The following is a 20,085-nucleotide window of genomic DNA, read 5'->3' on the forward strand; positions in this document are numbered from 1 at the left end:
ACGTGGCACGTAACACGAATAGTCATGTTGGATCGATCCCGCCGTTTCGAAAGGACTCTGGATTTGAGATCCCCTGCACTCTCCTTCGTACGAATATCCGCTGTTGGCGCCTTGGCGGCCGGCCTCATCGCCGGCCTTGGGGCCCCGGCCCAGGCCGCCCCCATCCCGCCCAGCGACCCCTCGATTGCCCCGGGTAACTTCAGCGAAACCAACCTCGCCGCCGACCGGACGGCAGCCAACTTCTTCTACCGCATCCCCGCGCTGACCTACCTTGCCAACAACGTTGTTCTCGCAGCGTGGGACGGCAGGCCGGGTTCTGCTGCGGACGCCCCCAACCCCAACTCGATCGTCCAGCGCCGCAGCACCGATGGCGGCAGGACCTGGGGGGCCGGTACAAGTCATCGCCGCCGGGCACGTGGCCGATTCAACCGGCCCGAAGTATGGCTACAGCGACCCCTCGTATGTCTACGATGTCGAAGCCAATAAGGTGTTCGCTTTCTTTGTTTACTCGAAGGACCAGGGTTTTGGCGGCAGCCAGTTCGGCAATGACGACGCGGACCGCAACGTCATTTCTTCGGCGGTCATCGAATCCACGGACGGCGGCATCACCTGGAGCCAGCCGCGGCTCATCACCAACGTCACCAAACCCGGCAGCAGCAAGGCCAATCCCGCGGCAGGCGATGTCCGTTCCAACTTCGCCTCTTCCGGTGAGGGCATCCAACTCAAGTACGGGCAGTACAAGGGCCGGCTGATCCAGCAGTACGCGGGCGATGTACGCCAGGCCGACGGGACCAACAAAATCCAGGCCTACAGCGTCTATTCCGACGATCACGGGGCAACCTGGCAAAAGGGCGCCAACGTCGGCGATCGCATGGACGAGAACAAAACCGTGGAGCTCTCCGATGGCCGGGTGCTGTTGAACTCCCGGGATAATGCCAACCAGGGCTACCGGAAGGTGGCCATTTCAACGGACGGCGGTGCCACCTACGGTCCCGTCACCCAGGACACCGAACTGCCCGATCCCGCCAACAATGGTTCGATTTCGAGGATGTTCCCGACCGCCCCGCAGGGTTCCTCGGACGCGAAAAAACTCATCTTCACCAATGCCAACTCCAAGACCGGCCGCGAGAACGTCTCCGCCCGGGTGTCCTGCGACGACGGCGCCACCTGGCCCGGAGTGCGCACCGTCCGCTCCGGGTTCTCCGCCTACTCCACGGTGAGCCGGCTTGAGGACGGCAAATTCGGGGTGCTGTACGAGGGCAACTACACCGACAACATGCCGTTCGCCACCTTCGACGACGCCTGGCTGAACTACGTTTGCGCGCCGCTCTCCGTCCCGGCTGTGACCACCCAACCCGGTGCAACCCAGCAGGTCCCGGTGACCGTAACCAACCAGGAAGCCACGACGCTTAACGGTGCCAACGCGACGGTTTACACCCCCTCCGGCTGGACCGCCACCACAGTGCCCGTGCCGTCCCTGGCCCCGGGGGCTTCGACAACCGTCAACGTCGCACTCACGGCCCCGGCCAACGCCAGCGGTCCCCAGAACCTGAACGCTGCCTTCACGACGTCGTACGGCCGGGTCTCGCAATACACCTTTACGGCCACCGTACCGGTGGCGCCGCAGGTGGGCCTCACCATCACGGGTACCGCTCCCGCCCGCGACGTCGTGGCAAGTCCTTACCAAGCCGGCGAATCCTTGACCTACAACTTCAACGTCAAGAGCACCGCCAATGTCACGGCCAACTCGGTACCGCTTTCCGGCAGCTTCGACTCCGGTTTCCTCCCGCCGTCGGCCCCTAACTGCCGCTACAACAACCTGGCCGCCGGGGCCGGCTACAACTGCACCATGGCCAAGCACATCATCACGGCAGCCGACGTCGACCGCGGCTACTTCGTGCCCGAGGCGAGTTTCAGCATCACGGCCAGTACGACGCCGTCGCTTACCAAGACGGTGACGTTCACGGGCGCTGCAGTCGCCCTGCGTGACGGGCTCCTGGCAGCGGACATCAGCGGTGCGCGTGCCGATACCGGGCGTGACCTTGCAACCCAGCCCTATGCGGCGGGTGACCAAGTCCCTTACACGTTCACCGTCAAGAACACGTCTCCCGTTGCGGAGAAGGTTGTGCCTACCGCCGGTAACTTCAGTCCGTTCCTGCCGGAGGGGGCGGGCAATTGCCGGTACTCGTCGTTGCCCGCAGGGCAGAGCTACCAGTGCACTACGCCACGGCATACCGTAACCGCTGCCGAGGCTGCGCAGGGATTCTTTGTTCCAGCCACCACGTGGGAAGTCAGTGCGGCGGGGCAAAGCACCAAGACCTACCAAATCAATGGGGGAGAGGTGGACTTGAAGGTACGGGACGCTGCACTTTCAGCTACCGTTGCAGCCGAGTGGGCGGACGCTGACGGTGACCGCTACGCCAGCGTGGGGGACCCCGTGACGTACACGTTCACCGTGGGCAATGCCGGGAATGTGGCGGTGACAGGGGTGGAGGCTCCTGATGCCGGGATTTCCGTGGCTGCCCTTGCTGCGGGCGACACGGTTTCCGCGACGCGTGAGCACGTGCTGACAGCCACCGACGTGGCGGCTGGTTCGCTGGCTGCGGTGGCCTTTGACGTGACAGCGCGGAACGGTTCTGCGGAGGTTGCCGCATCCGCGTCCGGCGACGCCTTGGAATTGAAGGTCCAGCCTGCGCAGCCTTCCTACGAGCCTTCGCTAGTTGTCCAGGACCTTGATGGGCAGGTTGCACCGTTCGATCTGGGGACTGCGGACAAATACCGCAACGGTCAGAAGGTTGTTTTGAAAGGCCTGGAATACGGGCAGTGGTACTACGTGTACCTCAACAAGAACAGCTACCGCGTTGGCTGGATTTTCCCCACCACTGATAACGCCGTTGAATTCATTCTTCCCCCGGATGTGAAAAATGGGCGGGACGATGTTGTGGTGCTGGATCAGGACGGCAAGCAGGTTTCCTTTGACAGGCTGCAAGTGACGCCGAAGGGCTGATTGTTGGGGAGGGCAGCCGCAGACCATGGTCTGCGGCTGCCGTTCTTTATTCTTCACATAGGCTCACGCGCGGCGTGTGACAAGACAAATTCCTTTCAATGTGCTGTATGTCATATTTCCCTCTCGCTCTGTACTGTGTGACTCGGTTGGTTGCGGCATTTTGACAGGACCTGTCAAAAACGCAACCATCTCCAGTTGACAGGTCCAGGGCGATGGTGCCCGGTCCTCCCCAGTGAAAGGTGCAACCACTCGTGAAACCACAAGGAAAGAGCTTCGTCAGAAGCGGGGGGCTTCGGAAGGCAGCGGCATTGGCCGTGGGCCTTCCATTGCTGCTCTCTTCCATGGCGATGCCTGCCCAAGCGGCTCCGTCAACAGAGAACGCCCCGGGTAACGTAGGGGCGGTGGCCAAGAAGAACCTTGACCCCAACGCCTACAAAGACGGCCGCTACATGGTGGTCCTGGCCGAAAAGCCCGCCGCTACCTACGACGGCGGTACCCAGGGTCTTGCGCCGACCAAACCGGAGGAGGGCAAGAAGCTCGACGCCGACAGTAACGAAGTCAAGCAGTACCAGTCGCACCTGCAGCAGAAGCAAAAAGAGGTTGCGCAACAGGAAAACGTCAAAATCCAGCGTGAGTTCACCACCGCGGTTAATGGCTTCAGCGCCAACCTGACAGCGGACCAGGCCATCAACCTCGCAAAAGATCCGAAGGTGTTGCTGGTCGCCCCGGACACGCAGAACTCTCCGGACTACTCCACCACGGACTTCCTGAAGCTCAGTGGCCCCAATGGAACCTGGAACACCCAGTACGGTGGCGTGGACAACGCCGGTAAGGGCACTGTTGTTGGTGTCATCGACACCGGCTACACCCCGTCCAACCCGTTCTTCGCCGGCGAGCCGGTAGGGCCCCTGGTCGGCAACCCGCAGGTGGGGGTCCCGTACCGCACCAACGACGGCAAGATCGCCATGTTGAAAGCCGACGGCGAGACGTTCGTTGGCGAATGCCAGGCCGGAACCGGCACGGGCGCAGACTATGACGGCAGCGCCTGCAACTCCAAGGTCCTCAGCACCCACTACTTCGCAGACGCCTTCCTGGAAACCGTCCCGCCGGAAAACCGGGATCCCAAGGAAGTCATCTCCCCGGTTGACGTGGACAGCCACGGAACCCACACGGCCAGTACCGCCGCCGGTAACGCCAACGTTGAGGCGACAGTGGACGGCCGCAGCTTTGGCACCACCAGCGGTATTGCACCCGCCGCAAAACTCTCCATCTACAAGGTTTGCTGGGAAGACACCGACCCCGCCACGGGCGGCTGCTACGGTTCCTCGTCCATCGACGCAATCGAGCAGGCCATCCTGGACGGCGTGGATGTACTGAACTACTCCATCTCGGGTTCCACCACCTCAACCACGGACCCTGTATCCCTGGCCTTCCTCTCAGCCGCTTCAGCCGGCATCTTCGTGGCGACCTCCGCCGGCAACTCTGGTCCGACCGCCAGCACGGTCAACCACGGAGCACCGTGGCTGACCACGGTTGCCGCAACCTCCTTCTCGCAGGAACTGCAGGGAACGGTCGAATTCTCCGACGGCAGCAAGTTCCGCGGAGCGAGCATCATGAACAAAGAGGTGAGCGGGGCCGGCGTCGTACTCTCCACCAATGCCGCCAGCGGTACCGGCAACGCCGCCCTCTGCGCTCCTGGGTCGCTTGACCCTGCCAAGGTGAGCGGCAAGGTTGTGGTCTGTGACCGTGGCGTTGTTGACCGTACCGCCAAGAGCGCCGAAGTCCTGCGTGCGGGCGGTGTGGGCATGATCCTGGTGAACCTCACAGCATCCTCCCTGGACACGGACAAGCACGCTGTCCCCACCGTCCATGTGAACCCGCCTGCAACCCAGGCCATCAAGGACAAGGTAACGGCCAACCCGGCCATCACCGTCTCACTGCTCAACCGAGACACCACCGGGCTGCCTCTTGAGGCACAGCCGCAGGTCGCAGGCTTCTCATCCCGCGGGCCGCTCCTGGCCACCGACTCCGACCTCCTGAAGCCGGACGTTTCCGCTCCCGGTGTGGCTATCCTTGCAGGTGTCTCGCCGATCGGAACCGGAGGTGACAACTTCGGGTTCCTGTCCGGTACGTCCATGGCCTCGCCGCATGTCGCCGGTTTTGGTGCGCTGATCCTGTCCAAGAACCCCACGTGGTCGCCGGCTGCCGTGAAATCGGCCATGATGACCACGGCCGGGCAGGTGAAGTTGGCCAACGGCGCCCCGAACACGGATGTCTTCGCCACCGGTGCAGGGCAGGTCGATCCGGCCAAGGTCCTGTCCCCGGGCCTCGTGTACGACAACACCACCGAGGACTACCTGAAGTTCGTCCAGGGCACTGGTATGGACCTTGGCATTCCGGGCCTTGGCACCACGGCGGCCCGCGACGTGAACGTCCCGTCGTTCGCCTTGGGCAACCTTGCCGGCAAGATCGAGGTAACCCGAACCGTCACGGCGCTGACCCCGGGCCTTTACCGGGCCTCGGTCAACGTCCCGGGCGTCGACGTCAAGGTCACCCCATCCGTGCTGAACTTCAGCAAGGCCGGTGAAAAGCGCTCGTTCAAGGTGCAGTTCGAGAACAAGAGCGCGGCACTGGGACAGTTCGCCATGGGCTCGCTGAGCTGGCAGGGAGCGAACAAGACCGTAACCTCGCCGATCGCCGTCCGGCCGCAGTCCGTCATCGCGGACAAGGCGCTCGCCTTCACGGGAACCGGTCCCAACGGCTCGGGCACCATCAACATCACCTCCGGCACTAACCTGCCGGTGGGTGTCACAGTCGATGGCCTTTCCAAGGCTGATTCCTCGGCCATTGAACTGGTTCCGGGTCCGTTTGCGGGCGAGACCAATGCTTCGAACTTCGTGAAGAAGGTGACCGTGGGCGAGGGCAGCGCGTTGGCCAAATTCTCGGTCATTTCCTCCAGCGACGCAGCGGACTTCGACATGCTGGTCCTGACCCCGTCCGGACAGCAGCTCCCGTCGGCCACGGCCTCGGCCAGTGAGTCCGTGACCGTGCCCAACCCGGCACCGGGTGATTACTACATCTTCGCCAACCTCTACGCCAGCCCCAACAACCAGCCGACCAAGGCCACCGTTGACGCTGCCGTCCTGGGTGCGAACGAGGGCAACGCAACGGTGACGCCGAACCCGATCAAGCTGGCCAACGGCAAGCAAGGCACCATCTCGCTGAACTGGAAGAACCTGGAACCGGGTTCCTACATCGGCCGGCTGACCTTCGCCGGAACCAGTGAGCCGAGCTTCGTCACAGTAGTGGTGAGCCAGGGTACGGCAGTGGTGATTCCGGACGAGGAAGACCCAAAGAAGGACAAGAAGAACCGCGGCAAGATCCGTGGTGACGAACCGACCCAGGAAAACAACGCCGGCTGATCCCGGTTCCTGAACAACGGCAGTGGCCGGTGGGATGTCCCACCGGCCACTGCTGCGTTCAGGTCACCTTGCCGGGATACGTTGGGTTTCGTCCAGCACGCCATCGCATGAGGCCAACAACTGCATTGCTTCGGCTGCGGGAGTGCCAGGGTCTGCGGCGTACATCAAGATGCGATGTCCGGATTCGTCCGGCGGGGTCAGGACCTCGAAGTTGAGCTCAATATCCCCAACTTCGGGATGATGCATGTACTTCAGACCGGACATGCAGTTCTCAACCGGGTGCCGTGCCCACAAAGCGGCAAATTCCTGGCTGTTCAGTGTCAGTTCGCCAACCAGCGATGCGAGCTCGGGATCCTCCGTTGCGCGGCCCGCCACTAAACGAAGTGAGGACACGGCCCGGGCAGCTTCTTCCTGCCATCGGGTGTACAGCTCCCGGGTGTGGTGATCGAGAAACAAGAGCTTCGTCATGTTGGGCCTCGTGGAAGGTGTCTCGGGAGAGGCGAAATCCAGATGGCCGGCGACCAGCCGGTGGCCGATGCGGTTCCACGCCAAGACCTCGCTGCGGCGTCCAAGGACGACGGCGGGCGTAGTGGCCATCGACTGAATGAGCCGGAGGGTGCCTGGCCTAACCTTGTCCGGCTTGGTCAGGGTCCGCCGCTTGGTTGTCCCCGGACGGGCGAGGTTGAAAAGGTGCGCGCGTTCGTCGGTGTTCAGGTTCAGTGCCCGGGCGATTGCGTCCATGACGGCCTCGGAGGCGTTGTTGCTGAGTCCCTGCTCCAGCCGCGTGTAGTAGGTATTGCTGACGCCGGCCAGCATGGCCAGCTCTTCCCTGCGGAGGCCGGGTACGCGGCGGATGCCATAGTTCAGCAGGCCAACATCCTCTGGCTGCAGGGCAGCCCTTCGGACGCGAAGGAACTCTCCAAGTTCACTCGGATTACTCATGCGCCCCATTCTGCCGGTGATGGGCAGCCTTGTCCTGTCACTGACAGTGGTAGGCAGAAGGGGGTGTGGTTGATCCTGCGGGATTCCATGAACGTGGAGTTGTGAAGATGCCGTCCGCGGACGGCAGCCCCTCCAGAGAAGGAACTTTCTATGACTACTCAACCGGATGTCAGCACGGAACCCGGTGTTGCGCCCTTGATTGAGGATGTCCAGGCGCCGGGACGGGCTCCCGAGCGGATGAGCGGCCGTCAGAGGCTGGCGCTCATTGTCCTGCTCGCGGCGAGCTTTACCCTCGCCGTCGATTTCTCCATCCTCAACGTTGCCCTCCCGGCCATCGGCGCCGACGTCGGATTCAGCCTCGAAAACCTGCAGTGGATCGCCACGGCCTTTGCGCTCTGCGCAGCCGGCCTGACGCTGCTGTTCGGGCGGGTTGCCGATATTGCCGGGCGTCGCAGGATGTTCATCATCGGTATGGCACTGCTGGGTGCGGCGTCGCTGGCCGGCGGCCTGGCGACCGACCCTGCACTGTTGCTGATCGCACGTGTTGGCCAGGGTATTGCGACGGCGATCGTGGTCCCCGCGGCGCTGTCCCTGCTGCTCGCTTCCTTCCCCGAAGGTCCGCTGCGCGACAAGGCCCTTGGGCTGAATGGTTCCTTGATGGCTGCCGGATTCACCACCGGCGCCATCCTCGGCGGGCTCTTGACGGATCTGCTCAGCTGGCGTTGGGCCTTCTTCATCAACGTGCCTGTTGCCGTCGCTGTTCTCATCATTGCCCCGATCGTCCTCGGGGAGAGCAAACCCGCCACCAAGCTGAAGCTCGACGTTCCCGGTGCGATCACAGTGACCCTCGGCCTTCTGGCCCTTGTTTTCGGTCTGACGAACGCCGCTGAACATTCCTGGACCGATCCGCTGACTTTGGGTTCAATCGCTGCAGCCGTTGTGTTGTTCGTTGCCTTCGTGGCGGTCGAACGGAAAACAGCGTCACCGTTGGTACCGCTGGACATCCTGAAGCGGTCCACGGTTGCTTGGGGAAACATCGCCGGCATTCTTGCTTTCGTCACCGAGACGTCCTTGGTATTCCTGCTGACCCTGTACCTGCAGCAGGTGCTCGGATACACCCCGCTTGGCGCCGGACTTGCCTTCGCGGTCCTCGGCCTTGGAACAGTACTTGGCGGAGTTCTCGGCCCCAAGGTCATCGGAAAGATCGGCAACAAGAAAGCCATCGTCTACGGATTCATCGTGCAGGCCGTTGCTACCGGCGCGCTGGTGCTGCTCAGCAACCACCCGGCGTCGATTGGCCTGCTGCTGGTCGCTACCTTCGTCGGCGGCGTCGCCAACCTCGTCGTCATCGTCGGCTTCATGGTCACCGCCACCTCGGGCTTGCCGGACGAGGAGCAGGGCCTGGCTACGGGGTTGGCGACCATGAGCCAGCAGATCGGCATCACCATGGGCATTCCGATCATGAGCGCCATCTTCACGGCACAGCTCCTGGCCATCGGAAACAATGCCCCTCCGGCCGTCCTCAGCGGTGTCACCACGGCCATTTGGGTGAACGCCGCGCTGTGCCTGGCCACGGCCCTGGTAGTGGCCCTGTTCCTCCGCCGCCCGGCCAAGGCAGCAAGCTAACCGCATCCCGGAGGCTCTGCGGGCACACCTTTACACGGTGCCTGCAGAGCCTCCGGTGCTGCCCAGCAGCGGGGACATGGTCTTCCAGCGTGCGATCTCGCAGCCGTCCGTGCGGCTGAAGGAGCTGTTCACCTTGCGGCCGCGGAACCAGCCGGTCACCAAGGCCGTCTGGGGTCCGCCGTACTGTTGGGTGCAGATCCGGTCCGGCCGCGGCACCGGAAAGAAGATTTCCTCGCCGAACTGTTCGACGGCGGCCAGCGCCGCATGCGCGTCCGGAAGGTTCGAGTCCAACGATCCTTCGTCCGGCGACAGGACGCCGTCGACCGACCTGAGGCGGAACTCCCTGGGCTCGGCGTCAGGTGTCTCTTTGATCGTTACCGTGAGGTCGACGTCGTAATCCGTGTTGTTTGAAACCATGGTGACCTTTCGCTGGTGGCGTCGGGTGCCTCAGGCAGCGGCCGGGAGGGCTTCCAGCAGCGGCCGCACCGCCTCAAGCACGCGGGTCCGCAGCTCCTGGGATTCGGCCGCGAAGGCCCGCTGGTACTCAACGTACTCGGCCTTGCCCTGCGGTGTCTCGATCCTGATGGGCGGGTAGCCCCATTCTTCGAGGTCGTAGGGGGACGCTTGCATGTCCATGGCGCGGATACGCCACGACAATTCAAAGCAGTCCATCACCAGCTCGCTGGGCAGCGCCGGAGCCAGTTTGTAGGCCCACTTGTACAGGTCCATGTTGGCGTGGAGGCATCCGGGCTGTTCGATGTTCCGCTGGTTTTCGCGGGTAGGGGTCAGCTCGTTGAGGGGGATGGCGTCCGGCGTATAGAAGCGGAAAGCATCGAAATGGGTGCAGCGGATGCGGTTCTTCTCCACCACCTCGTCCGTGCCGTCGCCGCCAAGCCTGAGCTGAAGGTATTCGTGCCGGAGTTCGAACTTCTCCTGCCGGTACACCATGGCCCACTCGTGCAGCCCGAAGCAGCCGAACTGAGCCGGCCGTAGGGCGGTGCCCTGCAGGATGATGCCGGCGAACCGTACAGCCTCGGCGCGTTGGTCCACGAAGCCGCGCCGGTCAAAAGTGACAGCGGGCGTTCCTGGCGGCAGTCCGACGTCGGCAAGCCCGGAGTCGTCGAGCCGGCGGTAGAACTTCCAGTCCGCGCGTTCCAAAGCGCGTTCACCGCTGAGGACCATGCCGTCGCCGGGATGCCAGCGGAGCAGTTGACCCGGCTTCTGGGTGTAGTAAGTGAAGAGGAAATCCTCCACGGGGTGCTTCTGCCCCGCGGAACGTCGGGACAGGTAAGGATCCGCGTACTTGGCGACGCGGGCTTGATGGGCAGCCTCCAGCCCGAGCCACTGCTCCTGCGGGAGGTGCCGCAGGCTAGGCTGCTCCACCACTGGCACCGAGGAGGACGCTTGCTGCGTCCCACCGTGCGATCTGGCATCCGTCAGTGCGATCGAACTTCCTGTTGACTTCGGTGCCGTCCACCGCGCCGGTCACTGTCGCGGTTTCCGGACCGCCGAACTGCATGGTGCAGTTTTGGTCAGTGGGAAGCGGTGCGGTCAGGAGGGTGGGGTGGTTTTTGAGCGCTTCGCAGGCTGCCGCCGCAGTGGGGTGCTTGCTCTCGGCTGCCGGTACGCCGCCCGTGCACACCAGTGTGTAGGTCTGCGGTGCGGCTTCCGGGGAAGCCTGGAACGTGATGGACAGCTCGGCGTTGCCTTGGCCGGGCGTGGCCGGGGGGAGGCTGGGATTCGGTTCGCTTGGGCCGAGGCTGGTGGGCACCTGGGTGGGGGTGGGGCCGGTAGACGCGGACGACGACGGTGCCTGGGTTGCGCTGGTGGTGGAACTGCTCGTCGCGGTGGCGCTGCTGTTGTTGGGGGAGGGGGTGCCCGTGCAGGCCGCCAGCCCGGCTATGGCCAGGATTGCCAATACGGGCACTGCCACTGCGGGCGCTCCCACTGCGGGTCGAACGAATCGCAAGCGCATGGGTCCAGTTTACGCTGTGGGATTTGCGTGGCCGGCTTGGCGGCTTTGGGTTGCTGCGATGAGCCCGGTCATGGCTTGGTGCAGCTCGGCCACTTCCTCGCGGCTGAGGTTCAGCCGCTCGCGTATTGTTCCCGGGACGGCCGTTGCCTGGGCGCGGAGGGCCGCCCCCTTTTCCGTAAGTCTGACTGCCAGCGCACGCTCGTTGCCCGGAACACGATCGCGCGTCACCAGCTCCGCTTCCTCGAGCCGGCGGAGGAGCGGGGAAAGGGTGGCCGGCTCATGGAGGAGGGCGTCGCTGATGTCCTTCAGGGTCCGCGGACTGCGTTCCCACAGAGCGAGCATCACCAGGTATTGCGGGTGGGTAAGGCCCAGCTTTTCAAGGACGGGCTTGTAGATGCCGACCACGCTGCGGGACGCCACAGTGAGGGCGAAGCAGAGCTGCCGCTCTAGGAGCAGATCGTCTGTTTCCTGGTCTTCGCTGACTGCTGTCATGACTTGCCTCCCGGATCGGCCGGATGCTTCCGGGCGATTAGTTAGTGTACTAATAATTAGCGTACTATGGACTCGTAGATCAGTCGAAATAAGGAGTCGATCGCCGGTGGCAAAGGAATCCTTCGCCCAGAGGTTCATGCGCGCAACGGGGAAGTTGCGGGTCATTTTCGGACCTGCCCACAGCAGCTCAATTGATCACGAGATGACCGAAGCCAACCGCCGGCTCCTTGCCCAGCGCCAGGCCGAGACGCAGCAGTGGGAAACGGTCCGCCGGCCGGATGGCAGCACCTACGTGGTGCCCCGGAACCCGGACGACAAGTCCCTCCGCTAGGGCAGCCCTTCCAGCGCCTTTTCTCTCCTTCGGGCGTAAAATTGCCTCACTGGAACGGCGCGCACCGGCCATGCCGTTTTTTCTTTCTCCTGCGGAAGGGAGGTGGAAGAAAATGGGACGCACACTGAATGGCTTCCAGCATGTGACTGAGCGTTTGCAGTTCGTTTTCGGACCCGCAACCCGCGGTGATACTGATTCCCCGGTGGTGCACAAGCATGATGATTTTGAGGCGGCCTCCGAGGAGGACCTCAAGCACTTCGATATCGAAACTGATTCCGAGGGTCATCACTATGCAGTCCGGAACGATGACCCGGGACCAACGAGCACCGACTACAGCGTGTGATGACGGTGTGTGAAAGGGTCGGGTAGTCCCGACCCTTTTTGCTGTCCACTTCTTCCAGCTGTGCGCTTCTTCCACCAGACTAATCAGCATGCTTATGATGTGAGTGCAGGTTCAATTTCTGTCTGGGTCGAGGGGGCCGCGAATGACTTATCAGGACGACGCCGCGAGGATTCCGGCGAACAGAGAATCCAAACCACAGCCCGACCTTCCCGCAAACGGAACCGCGGCGCCGGTTCAGCCGGCGAATCCACGCACTGTGGATACTGCAGCCCCCGCCCAGCCCGTAGCGCCTCCGGAAAACAGCAGGCCCACCCGCACAGCCGCCGTATGGGTCGCCGTTGCCGTAAGCCTGGTGGTCTTGGTGCTGCTGATCGTCTTCTTCGTCCAAAACCAGGACATGGTCACTGTGAGGTTCTTTGGTCTTGAGGGGTCGCTCGCGCTGGGAACCACGCTGTTCATCGCCGCTGTAGGCGGCGGGGTGCTGGTGGCGCTCGCCGGCGGAGCCCGCATCCTGCAGCTTAGGCTCATCAACCACCGCCGGCGGGCAGCGATGGCACAGAGGAACAGGCCATGACGGACGTACCTGACGAGGCTCCCGGCGTCGGCGAAGGCGCAGAGAAGGGCGAGGGGACCCCCGGACTCCTCGGCGATGCGCTTCCCCCGTTATTGCACCCGAAGATACGGATGAAGAGCGGCTGGCGGAGCCGGATACCGACCATGAGTAGCTGACTGCTGATTAAATGCGGAAGGACCGGAGCTGATGCTCCGGTCCTTCCGCAATTTAATCCCGACGGCGGCACTCCCTGACGACGATCAGACCGCCCGGGTGGTGGTCGTCTTAGCCTTCGCAGTCAGTGCAGTAGGCGACGCCATCCTTTTCGCGGGCAATCTGCGAACGATGGCGGACCAGGAAGCACGAGTTGCAGGTGAACTCGTCACTTGCCTGCGGAATGACCTGAATGACGAGTTCCTCGGCGACGATTTCGCCACCGGGGCCATTGGCGTCAAGGCCATCGGTCTCATCGAGTTCCAGCACTACGCTCTTGGCGGTAGGGGCGCTGGCGGACTGGAGAGCCTGGAGGGACTGCTCCTGGTTTTCTTTGACGTCTGTCCGGAGTTCGTCGTAATCGGCTGCCACTTGTTTATTTGCCTCTTCAGATAGGGGAGTTACGGCTATGCAACGTACAGCATGCCATGAAAATTCCATACCATACCGTAAAGAAGCCACATGTGGGGAAAACCACGGTAATGAAAGCCTGTATAGCCCCTTTTTTACGGTGCTCCCTGTCGCTTACTTGGGCGCGTTGCCCGGCGATGCTAGCGGCCGGTGCCGCCGTAAACCGTAGCTTCGGATTCGCCGTCGAGCTCAAACGCGTTGTGGATGGCGCGGACAGCGTCATCCAGCTTGTCGGCGCTGGTGACCACGGAGATGCGGATTTCCGAGGTGGAGATCATGTCGATGTTGATCCCGGAATCGGAGAGAGCCTTGAAGAATGTGGCAGAAACACCCGGGTGCGAACGCATGCCCGCGCCAATGAGGGAGAGCTTGCCAACATTCTCGTTGTACTCGATGCTTTCGAAGCCGATCTGGCCCTCAGCGGCGCGCAGGGCAGCCAGTGCATCAGCACCCTCCACGATCGGCAGGGTGAACGAGATGTCCGTGCGGCCCGTTCCGTGGGTGGACACGTTCTGGACGATCATGTCGATGTTCGAGTGGGCGTCGGCGATCACCTGGAAGATCGCGGCGGCCTTACCGGGAATATCCGGAACGCCAACAACAGTGACCTTGGCTTCGGACCGGTCGTGTGCAACGCCGGAGATGATTGGCTGCTCCAAGGCAACTCCCTCTTGAATCGTGAACTTTTCGTCGGCGCCCGGGATGACCCAGGTGCCCTCATGGTGGCTGAATGAGGAACGCACGTGCAGGGGCACACCGAAGCGGCGGGCGTACTCCACGCAGCGCAAGTGCAGGATCTTGGCACCGGAAGCGGCCAGCTCCAGCATCTCCTCACTGGAAATACGGTCAATCTTCTGGGCCGAGGAAACCACGCGGGGATCGGCAGTGTAGACGCCGTCAACGTCCGTGTAGATTTCGCACACATCGGCATCGAGGGCTGCCGCCAAGGCAACAGCGGTAGTGTCCGAACCGCCGCGGCCCAGCGTGGTGATCTCGTTGGTAACGCGGGTCATGCCCTGGAAACCGGCCACAATTGCGATGTGGCCCTTGTCCAGTGCCGTACGGATGCGGTGGGGGTCGACGTCGATGATCCGGGCCTTGCCGTGGATGCCGTCGGTAATCATGCCGGCCTGCGAACCCGTGAAGGACTGGGCGGACGCGCCGAACTTGTTGATGGCCATGGCCAGCAGGGCCATCGAAATACGTTCGCCGGCGGACAAAAGCATGTCCATCTCGCGGGCGGGGGCCGAATCCGTGACCTGCGCTGCGAGGTCCAGGAGCTCGTCGGTGGTATCACCCATGGCGGACACGACAACCACAACCTCGTTGCCGGCTTTCTGCGCATCCACCACACGCTGGGCCACCCGCTTGATGCCATCAGCATCGGAAACCGAGGAACCGCCGAACTTCTGGACGATCAGCTGCTTGGTAATGGCAGGGCCGCCAGAGAGCTCTTCGATCTTCACTTCGGTAGTGGGCATAGTCATGCGCGCACCCTCACTGCATCAATAGGGTTCGAACGCGGCATGCTGATTTCCAAATTGGAGCACGCCTGCGTAGCTTATTTGGCAAGTTTATCGCCGTGGACTGCCGGCACAGGAATTGTGACCATATGGCGGCCAAATGGACCGTTCCAGCTCCATATTGACCGGCGTACCATCCAATTTATGACGCTAGCGTGCCGATATGGCCAAGCTTCCTGACGATCCCTCCGGATCCCGTCCCTGGACCGGAGTGCCCTCAGCTTCCCGCCCGGACCCGGACTACGAGGCCATTGGCGGAGGTGTCATCGACGACCAGGTCCCGCGTCAGGCCGAGGCGGCTCCGGAAAAGGCGGGCGACCCTCGGCCCGGTTTCGTAGAGGTTGTCAGGGCAGCAGCTCTCGCCGCGTGGTCCGATGCCCTGGGATCCTTCCGGTCCTGGTGGTTCTGGCTGGCGGCCGCAGTGGCGATTGTCGCGTCATGGGCCTTGGCCGCCGGCATGGTTGCCGCCGGTGAGGCCAATGGCTGGTTCGAGACCAGTATTCCCAGTGCCGTGGCGCTGCTCATGGGTGCCTGGCTGTCCATCGCCGCCGCAGTCATCGGAACTCTCCACGGCCTCCGGCGTCCCGTACCGGGCGTCGTGCGCAAACTGTTGTCCGGCCTGCTGCGCGGTGCAGCTTTTGCCCTGCTCTCCGGAGTGATCCTCATTGCGGTGGCAGTTGCGACAGGCGGGCCGATCGCAGTGGCAGGTGCCGCCGTCGTGGTTGTCACGGTCGAAGTTGCCGTGTTCGGGCTGATCGGCGCCGGTTGCCGCGAGTGCTTTGCCCACGCCATCCCCGGGACCGTCCTGGCAGCCGTGCTGCTGGCCTTCCTGGGTATGGGGAACGTGGTAGCTACCGTTCTCCTGCTGCCTTCCACCATGACAACAGGGCAGGCCTCCGTTCCCGTGAACGTGGAGCGGGACAACACCGGGCGTATCACCGCGTACGAATGTGTGGGACAACTGCACACCGTGGAGGTGGCCAACACGGACCGCGTGGCGTGGATAGCGGCGAGCAACCCCGCAATGATCTATGGCGGCGTGGCAGCGGAATCCGTTCCCCAGGACAACGAGATCGCCTGGGTCCTCTCCGGCTTGCAATGGGCTGCTGACGGACCCCAACGGGACGTGCCTTGCCTCGGCGGTGAATCCAGCGACAGCCTTCCACCAACGCTCCCCATCGCTTTGACCGGCATGGTGCTTCAGGGCGCTGTGGCGGCCCTGGTGCTGATCCCCGGACAGAAACTCTCTGCCCGGCGGGGTTGAATCACGCCAGGGCGTTGCGCCTTCCCTCGAATGCGCGCCCAAGCGTCACTTCATCCGCGTACTCAAGGTCGCCGCCCACCGGAAGGCCTGAGGCCAGGCGGGTAACCGCGATCCCGATGGTTTTCAGCATCCGTGCCAGATATGTCGCTGTCGCTTCGCCCTCAAGGTTCGGGTCTGTTGCGATGATGATTTCCTGGATTGCGCCATCGTTGAGGCGGGTCAGGAGTTCGCGGATCCGCAACTGTTCGGGGCCGACTCCGGCGATCGGGTTAATGGCGCCGCCGAGCACATGGTAGCGGCCGCGGAACGTCCTTGTCCGCTCAACGGCAAGGACGTCCTTGGATTCCTCGACCACGCAGATCACTGACGGATCGCGCCGGGGATCGCGGCAGATGTTGCACGTTTCCTGTTCCGTCACGTTGAAACAGACTGAGCAGAACTTCACGCGCTCCTTCACCGTGGTGATGGCCGTAACCAGGCGCTTCATATCCTCGGGGTCCGCCTCGAGGATATGGAACGCGAGGCGCTGCGCCGATTTGGGGCCCACGCCGGGAAGCCGGCCGAGCTCGTCAATCAGCTCCTGAACTGCACCTTCGTACACTATTTCCTCGTTCGTTTGTTAGCTTGTGGGCCGGGATGCCCGATCAGCGCATGTGGAGCGGCGAGCCGTCCAAGGCCCGCTCTTCGATCAGCTTTCCGCCCAGAATACGCTCCACCGCAGCGCGCCCAAACACTCTTGATTCCTCGATGGTCTCGTCCTCGGGGCTGGGGATGTCTTCGGGGACCGCTTCATTCCGGACCGGGGTGCGGACAGGTGCCTGCACGCGCCCCATCTGGGCTTCCGGGCTGTTGGTCAGCCGCTGGTAGAGGCTCTGCTTGGCCCGGGCACCGCCCGACGGCGCGCCCTCCTCAAGTGTCGCAACGGACCCCCGGGCTTCCTGCGGTTCCACTGACGAGACGGGCCAGGCCGCGGGAGCGTTGGCAGCGGACGGAACGGTGGTTCCGGGCCAAGCCGACGCCGGAGCGACGTCCCAGCCGGACGCGCCGTTTGGTGCGGACCCGGTCGGTTGGCCGTACTCCGTGGCTTGGGGGGCTTGGGACTGGGGTGCCTGGACGTGGGGTGCCTGAGCCGTTGCGGGCTCGTATTCGGGGGCGCTGGCCGGGGCCGGTTGCTCGATGGTCGCATTGTCTTTGGCGCCAACGTTGGACTCGGTGCCAACCACCCACGTGCCGGGCGCATGCTCGACCGCCCTGGACCACGGATCCTGGGAGGGGTCGGGGCTCGATGTAGATGGCTTCTCCGCAGCGGGATTGGCTGACGCGGGGCCGGGCCGTGATTCTGTTGATGCCGCGGGCGCAGGTGCAGTTTGGCCAGACCCTGGAGAGGGCAATGCGTAGCGGGGTGAGGGCTCCCAGTCGGAGGGCGGCTCCTCATCCAGTGGCGGGGCGTCCTCGTCCAGCGGTGGGCCCCAGTCATCGTCCGGGTACGAGTAATCGCCCGCGGAGGCAGGGACGGACTCTTCGGGTTGAGCTGCCTGCTGCGACGGAGCAGCGGACGCTGGCTGTGATAGTTCCTGGGTTGACTGTGCTGTGGGGGTCGGCTCGGGTACAGGGCGCGGCTGGGCGCCAGCGTCTGCCGGGGATGAGGAGGCCGGCGCAAGCCCCCACGCCGTGTCCACGGAGGAGACAGGATGAGTAGGGGCAGCGGGGCCGGGCGTCTGTGTTGCGGCAGGGACCTGCGCAGTGGGTGCGGGGGCCGGGGTTTCCCGGCTAGTAGGTGCTTTTGGGTTTGGCTCAGAGCTCGCTGAGCTGTTGCCGCCGGCCACTGCGACGATCTGGCAATCGATGCCGATGGTCTTGTGGATTGCCTGGCGAAGGTTTTCCGAATGGTCGCCGCGGCCAAATGCGCCCGCGAGTCCGCTGGTTGTGAAGGCCAGCGTCAGGACCTGACCGTCGAACTGCGCCACTTGAGCGTTGGGTTCCACCAGGGCCCAGGTGCTGCGCTTGATCTTGGTCAGCGTTTGCAGAACTTCCGGCCACGCACGACGAAGGGCTTCAACGTCTCCGGCAGTGGGGGCGTTGGACCGCGCGGCGGGGACCGGAGTCTCCACAGGGGCCGTAGGCGCGGGGGCCGCGGCCGGGGCTTGCTGCGGGGCGGGGGCCTGCTGGGCGGTCGGGGCTTGGTTTGCGGCGGGGGCCTGCTGGGCGGTCGGGGCTTGGTTTGCGGCGGGGGCCTGCTGGGCAGCCGGGGCTTGGTTTGCGGCGGGGGCCTGCTGGGCAGCCGGGGCTTGGTTTGCGGCGGGGGCCTGCTGGGCAGCCGGGGCTTGGTTTGCAGCGGGGGCCGTGCGGGCCGCGACCTGCTGGCCGGAGCCCGAACGGTCTTCCACTGGCCAGTCGTTGGTGGAAACGCGAGGAGCCGTGAGCGGTGGGCGGGACGAATCTCCGGTGGGTGTTCCCTGGCCGGTCGCGGGGGATTCCTGGGCTGCTGCCGTGAGCGCCGGCGCAGCCTCCGCAGCGTGCTGCGGCACTGTTGCGGGTGCAGGTTGCTGGGCGGTTGCCGCCGCAGCGGGTGCGGGCGCGCTGGGTGCGGGCGCGCTGGTTGCCGGAACCGGCGAAGCAGTCCCCGCGGAGGCTACCGCTGGAGCGCCGGCCGGGACTCCGGCGTCGCCCGCGTAATTCAGGCGACGTTCCACGCGGTCTATGCGTGCGGCAATTCCCCGCTCCGTCTGCTCCGAGCTCGGCAGCAGGATGCGGGCGCAGAGGAGCTCCAGGTGGAGTCGCGGAGAAGTGGCACCGGTCATTTCGGTGAGGGCGGTGTTGGTGACGTCTGCGGCACGGGAGAGCTCGGCAGCACCAAGGTTGGTGGCCTGGTTGCGCATTCGCGCGATCTGGTCCTCGGGCATGCCGCGGAGGATCGCCTGGGCGCTTTCGGGCATGGCCTGGACGATGATGAGATCGCGGAACCGTTCCAGGAGATCTTCAACGAAGCGTCGGGGATCGTGGCCGGTTTGGATGACGCGGTCCACCGCGCGGAACACAGTTGCTGCGTCCGCCGCAGCGACGGCGTCCACAACGTCGTCGAGCAACGAAGCGTGGGTGTAACCGAGCAGTGCCACGGCAAGCTCGTAGTCCAATCCGTTGGGTCCCGCGCCGGCCATGAGCTGGTCAAGGACGGACAGGGAGTCGCGTACGGAGCCCCCGCCTGCGCGGATAACGAGCGACAAAACCCCGGGAGCCACCGGCACATTCTCTTGGTGGCACAGCAGCTCGAGGTACTTCATGAGCGGCTCGGGCGGCACCAACCGAAACGGATAGTGGTGGGTGCGGGAACGGATGGTTCCGATCACCTTGTCCGGCTCGGTGGTGGCAAAAATGAACTTGATGTGTTCCGGCGGCTCTTCCACGATCTTCAGCAGCGCGTTGAAGCCGGCCGAGGTGACCATGTGGGCCTCGTCGATGATGAAGATCTTGAAACGGTCGCGAACGGGTGCGAATGTTGCGCGCTCGCGGAGGTCCCGGGCGTCGTCCACGCCACCGTGGCTGGCGGCGTCGATCTCGATGACGTCCAGCGAACCAGATCCGCCACGCGCCAGTTCGACACAGCTGGGGCACTTGCCGCAAGGAGTGTCCGTAGGGCCCTCGGCGCAGTTGAGGCAGCGGGCCAGGATTCGTGCGGACGTGGTCTTGCCGCAACCGCGCGGGCCCGAGAAAAGGTAGGCGTGGTTCACGCGGTTCTTGCGCAGCGCCGTCATCAGCGGCTCTGTGACGTGTTCCTGCCCGATAACGTCCGCGAACGAGTCCGGGCGATACCTTCGGTACAGGGCAGTAGTAACAGTCACAGGGGAAACCTACCTATAGGGACTGACATTTTTAAATAAGAGACCCCTCATGCACCCGCCAGAGCCCATCTACCCTTGCTACCTTCCGGTCCTGGGGGAGTTCAACAGGATGACGCCACATGAGGGGCCGTCGACAAGCTTACC

Annotated in this window: 18 protein-coding genes and 1 other RNA gene; 9 read left to right on the forward strand and 10 right to left on the reverse strand. The window is 63.9% G+C overall.

Annotated features, from left to right (window positions below):
• Positions 1-63 precede the first annotated feature (63 nt).
• The 3 genes from ACIPY2_RS10595 (at position 64) to ACIPY2_RS10605 (ending at position 6,429) form a co-directional block, all read left to right on the forward strand.
• Positions 64-486, forward strand: a complete 423-nt coding sequence (locus ACIPY2_RS10595; protein ID WP_400266344.1) for a hypothetical protein — start codon at positions 64-66, stop codon at positions 484-486.
• Positions 416-3,007 carry an exo-alpha-sialidase gene (locus ACIPY2_RS10600; RefSeq protein WP_400266345.1) on the forward strand — a complete coding sequence of 864 codons (2,592 nt, stop codon included), beginning with the start codon at positions 416-418 and terminating at the stop codon, positions 3,005-3,007. The genes ACIPY2_RS10595 and ACIPY2_RS10600 overlap by 71 nt, the downstream gene beginning before the upstream one ends.
• 341 nt (positions 3,008-3,348) lie before the next feature.
• A complete protein-coding gene (locus ACIPY2_RS10605) occupies positions 3,349-6,429 on the forward strand; it encodes a S8 family serine peptidase (RefSeq protein WP_400266588.1) in 3,081 nt (1,026 codons plus the stop codon).
• Between the two features lie 63 nt (positions 6,430-6,492).
• On the opposite strand, the gene ACIPY2_RS10610 is transcribed toward ACIPY2_RS10605, so the two are convergent.
• The gene (locus tag ACIPY2_RS10610) at positions 6,493-7,371 is read right to left on the reverse strand and encodes a helix-turn-helix domain-containing protein (RefSeq protein ID WP_400266346.1); all 879 of its coding nucleotides are present in this window, start codon (positions 7,369-7,371) and stop codon (positions 6,493-6,495) included.
• Positions 7,372-7,608: 237 nt separating this feature from the next.
• On the opposite strand from ACIPY2_RS10610, the gene ACIPY2_RS10615 reads away from it, so the two are divergent.
• Positions 7,609-8,997, forward strand: a complete 1,389-nt coding sequence (locus tag ACIPY2_RS10615) for an MFS transporter (RefSeq protein WP_400266589.1) — start codon at positions 7,609-7,611, stop codon at positions 8,995-8,997.
• A gap of 30 nt (positions 8,998-9,027) precedes the next feature.
• Here ACIPY2_RS10615 and ACIPY2_RS10620 read toward each other — a convergent pair whose 3' ends face one another.
• The 4 genes from ACIPY2_RS10620 to ACIPY2_RS10635 are packed head-to-tail and all read right to left on the reverse strand — an operon-like array spanning position 9,028 to position 11,464.
• Positions 9,028-9,414, reverse strand: a complete 387-nt coding sequence (locus ACIPY2_RS10620; protein ID WP_400266347.1) for a serine protease inhibitor — start codon at positions 9,412-9,414, stop codon at positions 9,028-9,030.
• A 30-nt stretch (positions 9,415-9,444) separates the two neighbouring features.
• A complete protein-coding gene (locus ACIPY2_RS10625; RefSeq protein WP_400266348.1) occupies positions 9,445-10,389 on the reverse strand; it encodes a 3-methyladenine DNA glycosylase in 945 nt (314 codons plus the stop codon).
• Entirely contained in the window at positions 10,367-10,972 is a 606-nt protein-coding gene (locus ACIPY2_RS10630; RefSeq protein ID WP_400266349.1) for a serine protease inhibitor, read from the reverse strand. Before ACIPY2_RS10630 ends, ACIPY2_RS10625 begins: the two co-directional genes overlap by 23 nt.
• A gap of 9 nt (positions 10,973-10,981) precedes the next feature.
• Entirely contained in the window at positions 10,982-11,464 is a 483-nt protein-coding gene (locus ACIPY2_RS10635) for a MarR family winged helix-turn-helix transcriptional regulator (RefSeq protein WP_400266350.1), read from the reverse strand.
• Positions 11,465-11,570: 106 nt separating this feature from the next.
• Here ACIPY2_RS10635 and ACIPY2_RS10640 point away from each other — a divergent pair, with 106 nt between their 5' ends.
• The 4 genes from ACIPY2_RS10640 (at position 11,571) to ACIPY2_RS10655 (ending at position 12,867) form a co-directional block, all read left to right on the forward strand.
• On the forward strand, positions 11,571-11,795 hold the full coding sequence (locus ACIPY2_RS10640; RefSeq protein WP_400266351.1) for a hypothetical protein: 225 nt from the start codon (positions 11,571-11,573) through the stop codon (positions 11,793-11,795).
• 112 nt (positions 11,796-11,907) lie between these two features.
• Positions 11,908-12,138 carry a hypothetical protein gene (locus ACIPY2_RS10645; protein WP_400266352.1) on the forward strand — a complete coding sequence of 77 codons (231 nt, stop codon included), beginning with the start codon at positions 11,908-11,910 and terminating at the stop codon, positions 12,136-12,138.
• 142 nt (positions 12,139-12,280) lie between these two features.
• On the forward strand, positions 12,281-12,712 hold the full coding sequence (locus ACIPY2_RS10650; RefSeq protein WP_400266353.1) for a lipopolysaccharide assembly LapA domain-containing protein: 432 nt from the start codon (positions 12,281-12,283) through the stop codon (positions 12,710-12,712).
• Positions 12,709-12,867: a hypothetical protein gene (locus ACIPY2_RS10655; protein WP_400266354.1), complete on the forward strand. Its 159-nt coding sequence runs from the start codon at positions 12,709-12,711 to the stop codon at positions 12,865-12,867. The genes ACIPY2_RS10650 and ACIPY2_RS10655 overlap by 4 nt, the downstream gene beginning before the upstream one ends.
• 109 nt (positions 12,868-12,976) lie before the next feature.
• Here the strand turns inward: ACIPY2_RS10655 and ACIPY2_RS10660 are convergent, their stop codons facing one another.
• Positions 12,977-13,276: a DUF4193 domain-containing protein gene (locus tag ACIPY2_RS10660; RefSeq protein ID WP_211713967.1), complete on the reverse strand. Its 300-nt coding sequence runs from the start codon at positions 13,274-13,276 to the stop codon at positions 12,977-12,979.
• Positions 13,277-13,455: 179 nt separating this feature from the next.
• Positions 13,456-14,802 carry an aspartate kinase gene (locus ACIPY2_RS10665; protein WP_400266355.1) on the reverse strand — a complete coding sequence of 449 codons (1,347 nt, stop codon included), beginning with the start codon at positions 14,800-14,802 and terminating at the stop codon, positions 13,456-13,458.
• 199 nt (positions 14,803-15,001) lie between these two features.
• Here ACIPY2_RS10665 and ACIPY2_RS10670 point away from each other — a divergent pair, with 199 nt between their 5' ends.
• Positions 15,002-16,102 (forward strand): hypothetical protein, encoded by a 1,101-nt coding sequence (locus ACIPY2_RS10670; protein WP_400266356.1) that lies wholly within the window; start codon positions 15,002-15,004, stop codon positions 16,100-16,102.
• A 1-nt stretch (position 16,103) separates the two neighbouring features.
• On the opposite strand, the gene recR is transcribed toward ACIPY2_RS10670, so the two are convergent.
• The 3 genes from recR to ffs form a co-directional block, all read right to left on the reverse strand.
• Positions 16,104-16,703 (reverse strand): recombination mediator RecR, encoded by a 600-nt coding sequence (recR, locus tag ACIPY2_RS10675; RefSeq protein ID WP_400266357.1) that lies wholly within the window; start codon positions 16,701-16,703, stop codon positions 16,104-16,106.
• A gap of 43 nt (positions 16,704-16,746) precedes the next feature.
• Positions 16,747-19,941: a DNA polymerase III subunit gamma and tau gene (locus ACIPY2_RS10680; RefSeq protein WP_400266358.1), complete on the reverse strand. Its 3,195-nt coding sequence runs from the start codon at positions 19,939-19,941 to the stop codon at positions 16,747-16,749.
• 35 nt (positions 19,942-19,976) lie between these two features.
• Positions 19,977-20,073: signal recognition particle sRNA small type (gene ffs / locus ACIPY2_RS10685), an RNA gene on the reverse strand.
• Between the last annotated feature and the right edge of the window lie 12 nt (positions 20,074-20,085).

It is taken from the genome of Paenarthrobacter sp. NPDC089675 (genome assembly GCF_044749185.1).
Taxonomy (GTDB): Bacteria; Actinomycetota; Actinomycetes; order Actinomycetales; family Micrococcaceae; genus Arthrobacter.

Excerpts from the sequence above, each read along its gene's own strand:
- ACIPY2_RS10605 (WP_400266588.1), top strand. The coding sequence starts at position 3,349 with ATGGCGATGCCTGCCCAAGCGGCTCCGTCAACAGAGAACGCCCCGGGT.
- ACIPY2_RS10610 (WP_400266346.1), bottom strand. The coding sequence starts at position 7,371 with ATGAGTAATCCGAGTGAACTTGGAGAGTTCCTTCGCGTCCGAAGGGCT.
- ACIPY2_RS10615 (WP_400266589.1), top strand. The coding sequence starts at position 7,609 with ATGAGCGGCCGTCAGAGGCTGGCGCTCATTGTCCTGCTCGCGGCGAGC.
- ACIPY2_RS10620 (WP_400266347.1), bottom strand. The coding sequence starts at position 9,414 with ATGGTTTCAAACAACACGGATTACGACGTCGACCTCACGGTAACGATC.
- ACIPY2_RS10630 (WP_400266349.1), bottom strand. The coding sequence starts at position 10,972 with ATGCGCTTGCGATTCGTTCGACCCGCAGTGGGAGCGCCCGCAGTGGCA.
- ACIPY2_RS10635 (WP_400266350.1), bottom strand. The coding sequence starts at position 11,464 with ATGACAGCAGTCAGCGAAGACCAGGAAACAGACGATCTGCTCCTAGAG.
- ACIPY2_RS10645 (WP_400266352.1), top strand. The coding sequence starts at position 11,908 with ATGGGACGCACACTGAATGGCTTCCAGCATGTGACTGAGCGTTTGCAG.
- ACIPY2_RS10650 (WP_400266353.1), top strand. The coding sequence starts at position 12,281 with ATGACTTATCAGGACGACGCCGCGAGGATTCCGGCGAACAGAGAATCC.
- ACIPY2_RS10655 (WP_400266354.1), top strand. The coding sequence starts at position 12,709 with ATGACGGACGTACCTGACGAGGCTCCCGGCGTCGGCGAAGGCGCAGAG.
- ACIPY2_RS10665 (WP_400266355.1), bottom strand. The coding sequence starts at position 14,802 with ATGACTATGCCCACTACCGAAGTGAAGATCGAAGAGCTCTCTGGCGGC.
- ACIPY2_RS10670 (WP_400266356.1), top strand. The coding sequence starts at position 15,002 with ATGGCCAAGCTTCCTGACGATCCCTCCGGATCCCGTCCCTGGACCGGA.